The sequence below is a fragment of the Rathayibacter rhapontici genome (genome assembly GCF_001995175.1).
Lineage (GTDB): Bacteria > Actinomycetota > Actinomycetes > Actinomycetales > Microbacteriaceae > Rathayibacter.
Window position 1 is genome coordinate 50,423 of the sequence record NZ_MUKN01000007.1, and the last position, 13,572, is coordinate 63,994.

Sequence of the window (13,572 nt, forward strand, 5' to 3'; positions counted from 1 at the left end):
TTACCACACGTAGGCGAGGACTTCCCCACCCACGCCCTTCTTCTCGGCCTGGCGGTCGGTCAGCAGACCGCTCGAGGTGGACAGGATGGCGACGCCGAGGCCGCCGAGGACGGTCGGGATCTCGGTGGACTTCGCGTAGACGCGCAGTCCGGGCTTCGAGACGCGCTTGATGCCGGCGATCGAGCGCTCGCGGTTCGGGCCGTACTTGAGGGAGATGGAGAGCGTCGTGCCGACGCGCGCCTCCTCGACCTTCCAGTCGGCGATGTAGCCCTCGAGCTTGAGGATCTCGGCGATGTGCGTCTTGAGCTTCGAGCCCGGCAGGGTGATGGAGTCGTGGTGCGCGGAGTTCGCGTTGCGGATTCTGGTCAGCAGATCTGCGACCGGATCAGTCATGGTCATGGCTGATGGTGCCTTTCTCGCCTGGTTTCGGCACCCTTTACAAGAGTGACGACCTGTGGTGTGGGACGGCGCCGACGACGTCGACGCCCATGCGGCCGCGCGAACGCAGGCCAACGAGCCATGGTACATGGCTCGGGGCCGGCGGTCGAGGGCCGGTTCTCGCCGCGACTCCCTGCGGAGCACGGCGCCTCGCTGCACGCGGACGTGCAACGAGGTCGGAGGGCGGTTCTCACCGCCCTCCGACCTCGGAGGTTCTCGCTACGCGTTGTCCGCCGACTTGAACGGGAACCCGAGCTGCTTGAGCAGCGCGCGACCCTCGTCGTCGGTCTTCGCGGTGGTCACGACGGTCACGTCGAAGCCGCGGACGCGGTCGATGCGGTCCTGGTCGATCTCGTGGAAGATCGACTGCTCCGTGATGCCGAAGGTGTAGTTGCCGTTGCCGTCGAACTGGCGGTCCGAGAGACCGCGGAAGTCGCGGATGCGCGGCAGCGCCACCGTGACCAGGCGGTCCAGGAACTCCCACGCGCGGTCGCCGCGGAGGGTGACGTGCGCGCCGATCGCCTGGCCCTCGCGCAGCTTGAACTGCGCGATGGACTTGCGGGCCTTGGTGACCTGGGGCTTCTGGCCGGTGATGGCCGTGAGGTCCTTGATCGCGCCGTCGATGATCTTGCCGTCGCGGGCGGCCTCGCCGACACCGGTGTTCACGACGACCTTGACCAGGCCGGGGACCTGGTGGATGTTGCCGAAGCCGAACTGCTCCTTGAGCGCCGGGACGATGTCGGCCTGGTACTTGGCCTTGAGCCGCGGCTGAACCTTCGCAGCCGCTGCGGTGGTGTCAGTCATCAGAGTTCCTCACCCGACGCCTTCGCGTAGCGAACGCGAACGGTCTTGGTCACGCCGTCCTTGGTGACGGACACGTTGCGGTGCCCGACCCGGGTCGGCTTCTTGGTCTTCGGGTCGACGAGCGCGATGTTCGAGATGTGGATCGAGGCCTCGACGGTCTCGATGCCACCCTCCTTGGAGCCGCGCTGCGTCTGGCCGACGCGGACGTGCTTCTTGACGAAGTTCACGCCCTCGACGACGACGCGGTTCTTCTCGACCAGGACCTCGAGAACCTTGCCCTGCTTGCCGCGGTCTCCGCCGCGGGCCTGGGTAGCGCCCGAGATGACCTGGACGAGGTCACCCTTCTTGATCTTGGCCATGACTAGATAACCTCCGGTGCCAGCGAGACGATCTTCATGAACTTCTTGTCGCGGAGCTCGCGACCGACCGGTCCGAAGATGCGGGTGCCGCGGGGGTCCCCGTCGTTCTTGAGGATGACGGCGGCGTTCTCGTCGAACTTGATGTACGAACCGTCGGGACGACGGGTCTGCTTGACGGTGCGGACGATGACCGCCTTGACGACGTCGCCCTTCTTGACGTTGCCACCGGGGATCGCGTCCTTGACGGTGGCGACGATGATGTCACCGAGACCGGCGTAGCGACGGCCGGAGCCACCGAGAACGCGGATCGTGAGGAGTTCCTTGGCGCCGGTGTTGTCGGCGACCTTCACTCGGGATTCTTGCTGAAGCATGTCTCTCTCCTGCTAACTCAAGTAGGCCGCGGCCTACTTGGCCTTCTCGAGGATCTCGACCAGGCGCCAGCGCTTCGTGGCGCTGAGGGGACGGGTCTCGCTGATGACGACGAGGTCGCCGATGCCCGCGGAGTTCAGCTCGTCGTGAGCCTTCACCTTGGACGTGCGGCGGATGACCTTGCCGTAGAGCGGGTGCTTCACGCGGTCCTCGACCTCGACGACGACGGTCTTGTCCATCTTGTCGCTGGTGACGTATCCGCGGCGGGTCTTGCGGTATCCGCGAGTGCCCGCCTCCTTGACGTCGTGGGCGGCCGACTCGTGGCCGGCGGTCTCGTTGGCCGTTGCCATTACTTGGCCTCCTCATTCGACTCGGTCGCCGCGACCTCGGCCTTGGCGGCCTTCTTGGTGGTCTTCGGCTTCTTCTCCGCCTTGGCCGGGGCCTCGACGGGTGCGGGGGTGGCGCGGATGCCCAGCTCGCGCTCACGGATGACCGTGTAGATGCGGGCGATGTCGCGCTTGACGGCACGCAGGCGGCCGTTGGTGTCGAGCTGTCCGGTGGCCGACTGGAAGCGGAGGTTGAACAGCTCCTCCTTGGCCTTCTTCAGCTCGGTGACGAGACGCTCGTCCTCGAAGGTGTCGAGCTCGGCGGGGGCGAGCTCCTTGGATCCGATCGCCATTACGCGTCTCCCTCCTCGCGCTTGATGATGCGTGCCTTCAGGGGCAGCTTGTGGATGGCACGAGTCATAGCTTCGCGAGCGAGCTTCTCCTCGACGCCGGCGACCTCGAAGAGGACCCGACCCGGCTTGACGTTGGCGACCCACCACTCGGGCGAGCCCTTGCCGGAGCCCATGCGGGTCTCGGCGGGCTTCTTGGTCAGCGGGCGGTCGGGGTAGATGTTGATCCACACCTTTCCACCGCGCTTGATGTGACGCGTCATGGCGATACGAGCGGACTCGATCTGACGGTTGGTCACGTAGGCCGGGGTGAGCGCCTGGATACCGAAGTCACCGAACGACACCTTGGTGCCACCGGTGGCCTGGCCCGAGCGGCCGGGGTGGTGCTGCTTGCGGTGCTTGACTCGACGGGGAATCAACATGGTTATGCCTCAACTCCTGCTGCGACGGGCGCCTCGCCCTGCTGGCGGGGGGCGCGACGCGGTCGGTCGCTGCGCTCGGGGCGCGACGACTTGCTGTTCGCCTGCTCCCGCGCGAGCTCCTTGTTCGTGATGTCGCCCTTGTAGATCCAGACCTTCACGCCGATGCGGCCGAAGGTGGTCTTGGCCTCGTAGAAGCCGTAGTCGATGTTCGCGCGCAGGGTGTGCAGGGGCACACGGCCTTCGCGGTAGAACTCCGAGCGGCTCATCTCGGCGCCGCCGAGGCGGCCGGAGACCTGGATGCGGACGCCCTTGGCGCCGGCGCGCTGCGCGCCCTGCAGACCCTTGCGCATCGCGCGGCGGAAAGCCACGCGGGCGGAGAGCTGCTCGGCGATGCCCTGCGCGACGAGCTGGGCCTCGGCCTCGGGGTTCTTGACCTCGAGGATGTTGAGCTGGATCTGCTTGCCGGTGAGCTTCTCGAGGTCGGCGCGGATGCGCTCGGCCTCGGCGCCGCGACGACCGATCACGATGCCCGGACGGGCGGTGTGGATGTCGACGCGGACGCGGTCACGGGTGCGCTCGATCTCGATGCGGGCGACGCCCGCGCGGTCGAGCTGCGTGGCGAGCAGGCGGCGGATCTTGACGTCCTCAGCGAGGTAGTCGCTGTACCGCTGGCCCTTCTTGGTGCTGTCGGAGAACCAGCGCGACACGTGGTCGGTGGTGATTCCCAGACGGAAACCGTAGGGGTTTACTTTCTGACCCATTACTTGGTCCCCTCCTCAGGAGTGGCCAGCACGACGGTGATGTGGCTGGTGCGCTTGTTGATGCGGAAGGCACGACCCTGAGCACGCGGCTGGAATCGCTTGAGGGTGGTTCCCTCATCGACGAAGGCGCGGGACACGATCAGGTCCTGGTCGTCGAGGTACTCGTTCGAGGCATCGGCCTTGACGCGAGCGTTCGCCATCGCCGAGGCGACGAGCTTGTAGACGGGCTCGGACGCGCCCTGGGGCGCGAACTTCAGGATGGCCAGTGCCTCCTGAGCCTGCTTGCCGCGGATCAGGTTCACGACACGGCGAGCCTTCTGGGGGGTGACGCGGATGTGTCGCACGCGTGCGATCGACTCCACCATTTCTCTCCTCCTTCTCGTCGCCGCTTAGCGGCGACGGCCCTTCTTGTCGTCCTTCTCGTGACCGCGGAAGGTCCGAGTGGGGGCGAACTCGCCGAGCTTGTGGCCGACCATGGTCTCGGTCACGAACACGGGGATGTGCTTGCGACCGTCGTGGACCGCGATGGTGTGACCCAGCATCGCCGGGATGATCATCGAACGGCGCGACCAGGTCTTGATGACGTTCTTGTTGCCGGCTTCGTTGGCCGTGAACACCTTGCGGAGCAGGTGGTCGTCAACGAAGGGGCCCTTCTTGAGACTGCGAGGCATCTTCTACAACTCCTACTTGCGCTTCTTACCGGCGGTGCGGCGGCGGACGATGAGCTTGTCGCTCTCCTTGTTGGGGCGACGGGTGCGTCCCTCGGACTGTCCCCAGGGGCTGACCGGGTGGCGTCCACCGGAGGTCTTGCCCTCTCCACCACCGTGCGGGTGGTCGACCGGGTTCATCGCGACACCGCGGACGGTCGGGCGGACGCCCTTCCAGCGCATGCGGCCGGCCTTGCCCCAGTTGATGTTCGACTGCTCGGCGTTGCCGACCTCGCCGATCGTGGCGCGGCAGCGCGCGTCGACGTTGCGGATCTCGCCCGACGGCAGGCGGAGCTGCGCGTAGGGGCCGTCCTTGGCGACGAGGCGGACCGAGGTGCCGGCCGAGCGGGCGAGCTTCGCTCCCCCACCGGGCTTGATCTCGATGGCGTGGATGACCGTACCGGTCGGGATGTTGCGCAGCGGCAGGTTGTTGCCGGGCTTAATGTCGGCGCCGGCGCCCGACTCCACGATGTCGCCCTGCGAGAGCTTGTTCGGGGCCAGGATGTAGCGCTTGGTGCCGTCCACGAAGTGGAGCAGTGCGATGCGCGCCGTGCGGTTGGGGTCGTACTCGATGTGAGCGACCTTGGCGTTGACGCCGTCCTTGTCGTTGCGACGGAAGTCGATCAGACGGTACTGGCGCTTGTGGCCACCACCGATGTGACGCGTCGTGATGCGGCCGGAGTTGTTGCGGCCACCGGTCTTGGACAGCGGGCGAAGGAGCGACTTCTCGGGCGTCGAGCGGGTGATCTCGGCGAAGTCGGCAACGCTGGAGCCGCGGCGACCAGGGGTCGTGGGCTTGTACTTACGAATAGCCATTGTCTGTTTCCTCTACGCTTCTTCGGCTCAGCCGACGTTCGTGAAGATGTCGATGGAGCCGGACTTCAGCGTCACGATCGCGCGCTTGGTGTCCTTGCGCTTGCCGGTGCCGAACTTGGTCCGACGGGTCTTGCCCTGGCGGTTCAGCGTGTTGATCGACGCGACCTCGACTCCGAAGATCTTCTCGATGGCGAGCTTGATCTCGGTCTTGTTCGAGCGGGGGTCCACCACGAAGGTGTACTTGCCCTGGTCGATCAGGCCGTAGGACTTCTCGGAGACCACCGGGGAGATGATCACGTCGCGGGGGTCCTTGTTGAACGCGGCGGACTGGCTCATGCGTTCACCTCTTCCTTCTTGGACTCGGCGCCGGTCTTGAGGGCGACGAAGCCCTCGAGAGCAGCTGCGAGAAGACGATGTCGTCCGAGACGAGCACGTCGTACGCGTTGAGCTGGTCGAACGGCAGGATGTGCACGAACGGCACGTTGCGGAGGGACAGCTCGGCGATGAAGTCGTCGCGCTCGAGGACCACGAGGACGTTCCGCGACACCGAGAGGGCGTCGAGGAGGACGAGGACGTCCTTGGTCTTCGGGGTCTCACCGAGGGCGAGGGACTCGACCGCGTGGATGCGGCCGCCGCGGGCACGGTCCGAGAGAGCACCGAGCAGGGCTGCGGCGATCATCTTCTTGGGGGTGCGCTGCGCGTAGCTGCGGGGGGTCGGTCCGTGGACGACGCCACCACCGGTCATGTGCGGAGCGCGGATCGAGCCCTGACGAGCGCGACCGGTTCCCTTCTGCTTGAACGGCTTGCGACCGGCTCCCGAGACCTCGCCACGGTTCTTCGTCTTGTGGGTTCCCTGGCGCGCCGCGGCGAGCTGGGCCACGACGACCTGGTGGATGAGGGGGATGTTGGTCTGCACGTCGAAGAGCTCGGCGGGGAGCTCGAACGAGCTCGCCTTCTGGCCCTTGACGTCGAGGATGTCGATAGAGGTAGCCATGGAACTACGCTCCCTTCACGGCGTTGCGAACGAACACGAGGCGACCGCGCGCTCCGGGGACGGCGCCCTTGACGAGCAGCAGGCCCTTCTCGGCGTCGACGGAGTGCACCTTGAGGTTGAGCACGGTGACGCGCTCGCCACCCATGCGACCGGCCATGCGCATGCCCTTGAAGACACGGCTGGGGGTCGAGGAGGCTCCGATGGAGCCGGGCTTGCGGTGGTTGCGGTGCGAACCGTGCGAAGCCGAGACGCCCTTGAAGTTGTGACGCTTCATGACACCGGCGAAGCCCTTGCCCTTGCTGGTGCCGACGACGTCGACCTTGGTGCCGGCCTCGAAGACGGCGTCGACGGTCAGCTCCTGGCCGGCCGAGTACTCGGCGGCGTCGGCGGTGCGGACCTCGGTGAGGTGGCGGCGGGGGGTGACTCCCGCGGCGTCGAAGTGACCGGCGGCGGGCTTGTTCACCTTGCGCGGGTCGATCGCTCCGGCGGCGATCTGGACGGCCGAGTAGCCGTCCTTCGCCTCGGTGCGGATCTGGGTCACGACGTTCGGGCTGATCTCGATGACGGTGACCGGCACGAGCTTGTTCTCGGCGTCCCAGACCTGGGTCATGCCGAGCTTGGTGCCGAGGAGGCCCTTGGAGGTCTTGATGGCGACAGACATGTGTTACCCCTCCCCTTAGAGCTTGATCTCGATGTTGACGTCGGCCGGGAGGTCGAGGCGCATCAGCGAGTCGACGGCCTTGGGCGTCGGGTCGATGATGTCGATGAGGCGCTTGTGGGTGCGCATCTCGAAGTGCTCGCGGCTGTCCTTGTACTTGTGGGGAGAACGGATCACGCAGACCACGTTCTTCTCGGTCGGAAGCGGCACGGGGCCGACGACCGTTGCTCCGGCACGGGTGACCGTGTCGACGATCTTGCGCGCCGACGTGTCGATGACCTCGTGGTCGTACGACTTCAGTCGGATGCGGATCTTCTGTCCCGCCATGTGTGATCTCTCACTCTCTTGTTATTGCGTCGTACGCGACGGACCTGTCGGTCTCGCCTCGCATTGGACGCGCTCGCGAAGGAACTCCGGGGAACCGGGGAGTGCACCAGTGTTCTTCTGTCAAAAGCACCGCGCTCGAGGCGCTCCAGCGACGTGCAGAACGCACGACGCACGGAGAGCCCGTTGAGTTGTCGGTTGTTTCGTTCTGCTACCCGCCGCCTCGACGTCGCACCGGCTGGGCCGCCCTCTCGGGTCGAGCCTCAGCGGTGCCGTCTCGGCACTGCCTGGCAGTGTTCCACCGGTCGCAGCACGCTGCTTCGGCGGAAATTTTGAACTAGAAGAGTCTCCCACAGAAGCGCCCCCCGTGCAACCCGGGCGTGTCGCGGATCGGGCCCCTCTTCTCCCCCGGGATTCCGGGCCGGAGCCTCACTCGTAGAGCAGGGCGCGGAGGGTCGTCTCGGCGGAGTTCGGGCGGGTCGGGTCGATCGTCTCGCCGGCGCGGTAGTGGTCGAGGACTCGCGGGTCCACGTAGCTGGCGCGGGCCACCGTCGGGGTGTTGCCGAGCACCTCGGAGGCGTCGCGCATGGCCTGCGCGATGGCGGAGTTCCGGGCCCGCTGCGTCGGCCGAGGTCCCGTGCGGGCCAGGCTCAGCGCCGCGGCGACGGTGCCGTGGAGCGTGCGGAAGTCCTTCGCGGTGAAGTCGTCGCCCGCCTTCTCGCGCACGTAGTCGTTGATCTCGGGCGCCGAGAGCGGGCGCCACTCCCGCCCGTCCTTCCACGCCAGCAGGCGGGCGTTCGGGCCGCGCCGCTTGAGCGAGCGCACGACGCTCGCCAGGTCGTGGTCGAGGATCTCGCTCGTCCAGGCCTGATGGCTCTTGCCCGGGAAGGCGAGGGCGACGCGATCGCCGTGCGTGGTCGCGTGCGAGCACAGCAGCGTCGACAGCCCGATGCTCCCGTGCTCCTTCGCGTAGCGCTCGCTCCCCACGCGCAGGGAGCCCGTGTCGAGCATCCGGAACGCCGTCGCGAGGGCCCGCTCGCGGCCGTAGCCGTCGCGGCGGAGGTCCAGCGTCACCGCGCGCCGCGCGCTCGGCAGGGACTCGGCCAGCCGCAGCGCCCGATCGAACTTGATCCGGTCCTTCTGCTCGCGCCAGGTCGGGTGGTAGATGTACTGGCGACGCCCCGCCGAGTCCACTCCCATGGCCTGGATGTGGCCGTTCGGGTAGGGCGCGATCCAGACGTCCTTCCAGGCCGGCGGGATCCCCAGCGCGTCGAACCGCGCCCGGAGCTCGGTGTCGGTGACCGTGACGCCCTTGGGGTCGCGGTAGCTGAATCCGGAGCCCGCGCGGACGCGGGTGTACCCGCGACTGCTCGAATCGGTCCTGCGGAGTCTCTGCGCGCGCGTCTGTGCCATCGGCCCGACCCTAGGCCGGGGTCCGTCCCGTCTGCACCCGCTTGACGGGAAGGTGCAGGACGGGCCAGGAGACGCCGCTACCGGTCGCCGAGGCGCTTGTCCGCCTGGCGCTTCAGGTCCTCGATGCGGTCGTCGTACTTGCCCTTGGTGAGGCGGCTCGCGATGTCGCCCGTCTTCTCCAGCACCTGGTCGGAGACGCGCTCCGCCTTCTCGCTGCGCAGCGCCTCCTGCGCCTTCCGGCTCTTCAGCAGCTCCGCTGCCTGACGTCCGAGCTTCCCGAGATCCACCATGACTGCTCCTTGTTCGAGGGCGCGACGATCCGCGCCGGGCCAGTGTGGCGGGCGGGGCTGGACGAACGGTGGGGCGTCAGAGGGCGAGGACCCGGCTCGCCGCCTCGACGAGGGCGCCGCCGTAGGAGGGTCCGTGGCCGGCGGCGTGCACCGCGAGCGGATGCAGCTGGTGCAGGGCGACGCGCTCCTCCCAGCCGTCGGCGAGGGCGTGCGACTCGTCGTAGCCCCGGAGGATCTCGTCGAGGTGAGGGGCGCCGAAGAGCGCCAGCATGGCGAGATCGGTCTCGCGGTGGCCACCGTGCGCGGCCGGATCGATCAGCACGGCACCGGAGGCGGACCACAGCACGTTCCCCGTCCACAGGTCCCCGTGCAGTCGCGCCGGCGGCTCCGTGCCGTCGAACTCCCCCGCGACGACGCGGTCGAGCGCCCGCTCGACGGTCTCGGCGCCGGATCCGGAGAGACTCCCCGCCCGGACCGCGACGGGGAGGAACGGACGGACCCGCTGCTCGGCGTAGAAGACGCCCCAGGACTCCTCGGGGCTGCAGGGCATCCGACGCCGTCCGATGTACGCCGGGCCGTCCCAGCCCTCCGGCGGCGCGCCGAAGGCGGCGGCTCCCGCGTCGTGCGTCGCCGCCAGGGCACGGCCGAAGGCCCGCGCGGCGACCGGGTCGGGTCGGACCGCCTCGATCTCCTCGAGTTCGATCCGGCCCGGGTCGACGGAGAGGACCTCGACGCAGAAGGCCCCGCCCGACGGCTCGGCCTCCCGCAGCCACTCCAGGCCCGCCGCCTCCCAGTCGAAGAACATCGGCGCCGCGGAGGGATCGCTCTTGACGAAGGGCATGTCGATCACGGTAGCCCGCGCTCCGGCGCACTGCCCCGGGAACACGGAAGGGGCCGCCCGCACGAAGCGGACGACCCCTCTCGAGAGATCAGCAGGAAGAACCTACTTGACGATCTTGGTGACCGTTCCGGCACCCACGGTGCGTCCACCCTCGCGGATGGCGAAGCCGAGGCCCTCCTCCATGGCGATCGGCTGGATCAGCGCGACCGTCATGTCGGTGGTGTCGCCGGGCATGACCATCTCGGTGCCCTCGGGCAGCGTGATGACGCCGGTGACGTCGGTGGTGCGGAAGTAGAACTGCGGGCGGTAGTTCGCGTAGAACGGGTTGTGACGCCCACCCTCATCCTTGGACAGGATGTACGCGGTGCCCTCGAAGTCGGTGTGCGGCGTGACCGAACCCGGCTTGACGACGACCTGGCCGCGCTCGACGTCCTCGCGCTTGGTGCCGCGGAGGAGCAGACCGCAGTTCTCGCCGGCCCAGGCCTCGTCGAGCTGCTTGTGGAACATCTCGATACCGGTGACCGTGGTCTTCTGCGTCGGGCGGATGCCGACGATCTCGACCTCGGAGTTCAGAGCGAGGGTTCCGCGCTCCGCACGACCGGTGACGACGGTTCCACGACCGGTGATCGTGAAGACGTCCTCGATCGGCATGAGGAACGGCTTGTCCTTGTCGCGGATCGGGTCCGGGATGGACTCGTCGACAGCGTCCATCAGGTCGATGATCGACTGGGTCCAGGCCTCGTCGCCCTCGAGGGCCTTGAGACCGGACACGCGCACGACGGGGGCGTCGTCGCCGGGGAAGCCCTGCGACGAGAGCAGCTCGCGGACCTCGAGCTCGACGAGCTCCAGGATCTCCTCGTCGTCCACCATGTCGGCCTTGTTCAGGGCGACCAGGAGGTAGGGGACGCCGACCTGCTTGGCGAGGAGGACGTGCTCACGGGTCTGAGCCATGGGGCCGTCGGTGGCGGCGACCACGAGGATCGCGCCGTCCATCTGCGCCGCGCCGGTGATCATGTTCTTGATGTAGTCGGCGTGACCCGGGGCGTCGACGTGCGCGTAGTGGCGCTTCGGCGTCTCGTACTCGACGTGCGAGATGTTGATCGTGATGCCGCGCTGGCGCTCCTCGGGAGCGGAGTCGATCGACGCGAAGTCGCGCTGAACGTTGGTCGCGGACGGGAACTTGTCAGCGAGAACCTTGGAGATCGCCGCGGTCAGCGTGGTCTTTCCGTGGTCGACGTGACCGATGGTTCCGATGTTGACGTGCGGCTTGGTCCGCTCGAACTTGGCCTTAGCCACTGTGGGTCCTCCTCAGGACTTAGGTGCAAGCATCCGCATCCGACGCCGCACGGGGCGGCACGAGGACATGAGGGCTTGCGGGGGTTTTGTGTACTTATGTTACCGGCAGAGGTCGTGCGGGTTTCCACGCGCGTAAGCGGCAGCAAACCCGCACGACACTACCAGTCCCCCGCCGTCCGGTCGAGCGGCGGGGGGAGGGGGCGGAGTTACTCGCCCTTGTTCTTCTGGACGATCTCCTCGGCGACGGCCTTGGGGACCTCGCTGTAGGTCTCGAACGTCATCGAGTAGACGGCGCGGCCCGAGGTCTTCGAGCGCAGGTCGCCGATGTAGCCGAACATCTCGGACAGCGGCACGTTGGCGCGGATGACCTTGATGCCGGTGGCGTCCTCCATCGACTGGATCATCCCGCGACGCGAGTTGAGGTCGCCGATGACGTCGCCCATGTACTCCTCGGGAGTGCGGACCTCGACGGCCATCAGCGGCTCGAGGAGGACCGGCTGCGCCTTGCGCGAGGCCTCCTTGAACGCGATCGAGCCGGCGATCTTGAACGCCATCTCGGAGGAGTCGACGTCGTGCGCGGCACCGTCGACGAGGGTCGCCTTGACGCCCACCATCGGGTAGCCGGCGAGCACGCCGACCTGCATGGCGTCGCGGATGCCCGCGTCGACCGAGGGGATGTACTCGCGGGGGACGCGTCCGCCCGAGACGCCGTTGACGAACTCGTACGTCTTGTCGGCCTCGACCTCCATCGGCTCGATGGTGATCTGGACCTTCGCGAACTGACCCGATCCACCCGTCTGCTTCTTGTGGGTGTAGTCGTACTTCTCGACCGTGCGGCGGATCGTCTCGCGGTAGGCCACCTGCGGCTTGCCGACGTTGGCCTCGACGTTGAACTCGCGCTTCATGCGGTCCACCAGGATGTCGAGGTGCAGCTCGCCCATTCCCTTGATGACCGTCTGACCGGTCTCCTGGTTCTGCTCGGTGCGGAAGGTGGGGTCCTCCTCCGCGAGCTTCTGGATCGCGGTGCCGAGCTTCTCCTGGTCGGCCTTCGTCTTGGGCTCGATGGCGACCTCGATGACGGGCTCGGGGAAGGTCATCGACTCGAGCACGACCTGCGCCTGCGGGTCGCTGAGGGTGTCACCGGTGGTGGTGTCCTTCAGGCCGATGACGGCGTAGATGTGGCCGGCGGTGACCGAGTCGACCGGGTTCTCCTTGTTGGAGTGCATCTGGAAGATCTTGCCGATGCGCTCCTTCTTGCCCTTGGTCGAGTTGATGACCTGGGCGCCGGAGTCGAGCTTGCCCGAGTAGACGCGGACGTAGGTCAGGCGACCGAAGAACGGGTGCACGGCGACCTTGAACGCGAGCGCCGAGAAGGGCTCGGTCGAGTCCGCGTGGCGCATGATGACCTTCTCCTCGTCGCGGACGTCGTGGGCCTCGATGGCCGGGAGTCGAGCGGGGAGGGGAGGTAGTCGACGACCGCGTCGAGCATGGGCTGGACGCCGCGGTTCTTGAACGCGGAGCCGCAGAGCACGGGGTAGATCTCGGAGTTGACGGTCAGCTTGCGGATCGCGGCCTTGACCTCGGCCACGGTCAGCTCCTCGCCGCCGAAGTACTTCTCGAGCAGCTCGTCCGAGGTCTCGGCGACGGTCTCGAGCAGCTTCTGGCGGTACTCGGCGGCCTTGTCGGCGAGGTCGGCCGGGATCTCCTCGATCTCGTACTTCGCACCGAGCTGGACATCGCCCTTGGAGTCGCCGCGCCACGTGAGCGCGCGCATCTCGACCAGGTCGATGACGCCCTCGAAGGACGACTCGGCGCCGATCGGCAGCTGGATGACCAGCGGCTTCGCGCCGAGGCGGTTCACGATGGTGTCGACGGTGTAGTAGAAGTCGGCGCCCAGCTTGTCCATCTTGTTGACGAAGCAGATGCGCGGGACGTCGTACTTGTCGGCCTGACGCCAGACGGTCTCGGACTGGGGCTCGACGCCCTCCTTGCCGTCGAAGACGGCGACGGCGCCGTCGAGGACGCGCAGCGAGCGCTCCACCTCGACGGTGAAGTCGACGTGACCCGGGGTGTCGATGATGTTGATCTGGTTCTTGTTCCAGAAGCAGGTCGTCGCGGCGGACGTGATGGTGATGCCGCGCTCCTGCTCCTGCGCCATCCAGTCCATCGTGGCGGCGCCGTCGTGGACCTCACCGATCTTGTGCGTGATACCCGTGTAGAACAGGATGCGCTCGGTCGTGGTGGTCTTGCCGGCATCGATGTGGGCCATGATGCCGATGTTGCGGACCTTGTTCAGGTCGGTGAGCACATCTTGTGCCACGGAGTTCCTCCGATAGGTGATGGAGCCAGCGCAACGGGCTCATGGCCGATCGGCTGGGGTTCTGGTGGGACGATCGCCCGACCG

General features: G+C 67.4%; 18 protein-coding genes and 2 pseudogenes. All 20 read right to left on the reverse strand.

Annotated features, from left to right (window positions below; translation table 11 throughout):
* Nucleotides 1–399: a 30S ribosomal protein S8 gene (gene rpsH / locus B0T42_RS03690; protein ID WP_077221987.1), complete on the reverse strand. Its 399-nt coding sequence runs from the start codon at nt 397–399 to the stop codon at nt 1–3.
* A 258-nt stretch (nt 400–657) separates the two neighbouring features.
* Nucleotides 658–1,242 (reverse strand): 50S ribosomal protein L5, encoded by a 585-nt coding sequence (rplE, locus tag B0T42_RS03695; protein ID WP_055787105.1) that lies wholly within the window; start codon nt 1,240–1,242, stop codon nt 658–660.
* Nucleotides 1,242–1,601 carry a 50S ribosomal protein L24 gene (rplX, locus tag B0T42_RS03700; RefSeq protein WP_055787101.1) on the reverse strand — a complete coding sequence of 120 codons (360 nt, stop codon included), beginning with the start codon at nt 1,599–1,601 and terminating at the stop codon, nt 1,242–1,244. Before rplX ends, rplE begins: the two co-directional genes overlap by 1 nt.
* Nucleotides 1,602–1,603: 2 nt before the next feature.
* Complete coding sequence (gene rplN, locus B0T42_RS03705) at nt 1,604–1,972, reverse strand: 50S ribosomal protein L14 (RefSeq protein WP_055787095.1); 369 nt, start codon at nt 1,970–1,972, stop codon at nt 1,604–1,606.
* A gap of 33 nt (nt 1,973–2,005) precedes the next feature.
* Nucleotides 2,006–2,320, reverse strand: coding sequence for a 30S ribosomal protein S17 (gene rpsQ / locus B0T42_RS03710; protein WP_055787092.1), 315 nt, complete (start codon nt 2,318–2,320; stop codon nt 2,006–2,008).
* The gene (gene rpmC / locus B0T42_RS03715) at nt 2,320–2,649 is read right to left on the reverse strand and encodes a 50S ribosomal protein L29 (protein ID WP_055787089.1); all 330 of its coding nucleotides are present in this window, start codon (nt 2,647–2,649) and stop codon (nt 2,320–2,322) included. The genes rpsQ and rpmC overlap by 1 nt, the downstream gene beginning before the upstream one ends.
* Nucleotides 2,649–3,068, reverse strand: coding sequence for a 50S ribosomal protein L16 (gene rplP, locus B0T42_RS03720; protein WP_055787085.1), 420 nt, complete (start codon nt 3,066–3,068; stop codon nt 2,649–2,651). The genes rpmC and rplP overlap by 1 nt, the downstream gene beginning before the upstream one ends.
* Nucleotides 3,069–3,070: 2 nt before the next feature.
* Entirely contained in the window at nt 3,071–3,829 is a 759-nt protein-coding gene (gene rpsC, locus B0T42_RS03725) for a 30S ribosomal protein S3 (RefSeq protein WP_055787081.1), read from the reverse strand.
* On the reverse strand, nt 3,829–4,194 hold the full coding sequence (gene rplV, locus B0T42_RS03730; RefSeq protein ID WP_077221988.1) for a 50S ribosomal protein L22: 366 nt from the start codon (nt 4,192–4,194) through the stop codon (nt 3,829–3,831). Before rplV ends, rpsC begins: the two co-directional genes overlap by 1 nt.
* Before the next feature lie 24 nt (nt 4,195–4,218).
* Nucleotides 4,219–4,500 (reverse strand): 30S ribosomal protein S19, encoded by a 282-nt coding sequence (gene rpsS, locus B0T42_RS03735; RefSeq protein ID WP_055787078.1) that lies wholly within the window; start codon nt 4,498–4,500, stop codon nt 4,219–4,221.
* Between the two features lie 12 nt (nt 4,501–4,512).
* Nucleotides 4,513–5,352 (reverse strand): 50S ribosomal protein L2, encoded by an 840-nt coding sequence (rplB, locus tag B0T42_RS03740; RefSeq protein ID WP_055787074.1) that lies wholly within the window; start codon nt 5,350–5,352, stop codon nt 4,513–4,515.
* A 27-nt stretch (nt 5,353–5,379) separates the two neighbouring features.
* The gene (gene rplW / locus B0T42_RS03745) at nt 5,380–5,688 is read right to left on the reverse strand and encodes a 50S ribosomal protein L23 (protein WP_055787071.1); all 309 of its coding nucleotides are present in this window, start codon (nt 5,686–5,688) and stop codon (nt 5,380–5,382) included.
* Nucleotides 5,685–6,346: pseudogene (gene rplD, locus B0T42_RS03750) on the reverse strand (50S ribosomal protein L4). The gene rplW and the pseudogene rplD overlap by 4 nt, the downstream one beginning before the upstream one ends.
* A gap of 4 nt (nt 6,347–6,350) precedes the next feature.
* Nucleotides 6,351–7,007: a 50S ribosomal protein L3 gene (rplC, locus tag B0T42_RS03755; RefSeq protein WP_077221989.1), complete on the reverse strand. Its 657-nt coding sequence runs from the start codon at nt 7,005–7,007 to the stop codon at nt 6,351–6,353.
* A gap of 15 nt (nt 7,008–7,022) precedes the next feature.
* Nucleotides 7,023–7,331: a 30S ribosomal protein S10 gene (gene rpsJ, locus B0T42_RS03760; protein WP_005050520.1), complete on the reverse strand. Its 309-nt coding sequence runs from the start codon at nt 7,329–7,331 to the stop codon at nt 7,023–7,025.
* A 426-nt stretch (nt 7,332–7,757) separates the two neighbouring features.
* Complete coding sequence (locus tag B0T42_RS03765; RefSeq protein WP_077221990.1) at nt 7,758–8,741, reverse strand: DNA topoisomerase IB; 984 nt, start codon at nt 8,739–8,741, stop codon at nt 7,758–7,760.
* Between the two features lie 77 nt (nt 8,742–8,818).
* Nucleotides 8,819–9,031: an Rv0909 family putative TA system antitoxin gene (locus tag B0T42_RS03770; protein WP_077221991.1), complete on the reverse strand. Its 213-nt coding sequence runs from the start codon at nt 9,029–9,031 to the stop codon at nt 8,819–8,821.
* 76 nt (nt 9,032–9,107) lie between these two features.
* Nucleotides 9,108–9,872 carry a fructosamine kinase family protein gene (locus B0T42_RS03775; RefSeq protein WP_077222010.1) on the reverse strand — a complete coding sequence of 255 codons (765 nt, stop codon included), beginning with the start codon at nt 9,870–9,872 and terminating at the stop codon, nt 9,108–9,110.
* A gap of 102 nt (nt 9,873–9,974) precedes the next feature.
* Nucleotides 9,975–11,168: an elongation factor Tu gene (tuf, locus tag B0T42_RS03780; RefSeq protein WP_055787051.1), complete on the reverse strand. Its 1,194-nt coding sequence runs from the start codon at nt 11,166–11,168 to the stop codon at nt 9,975–9,977.
* A gap of 206 nt (nt 11,169–11,374) precedes the next feature.
* Nucleotides 11,375–13,488 (reverse strand): annotated as a pseudogene (gene fusA, locus B0T42_RS03785) (elongation factor G).
* Nucleotides 13,489–13,572 lie beyond the last annotated feature (84 nt).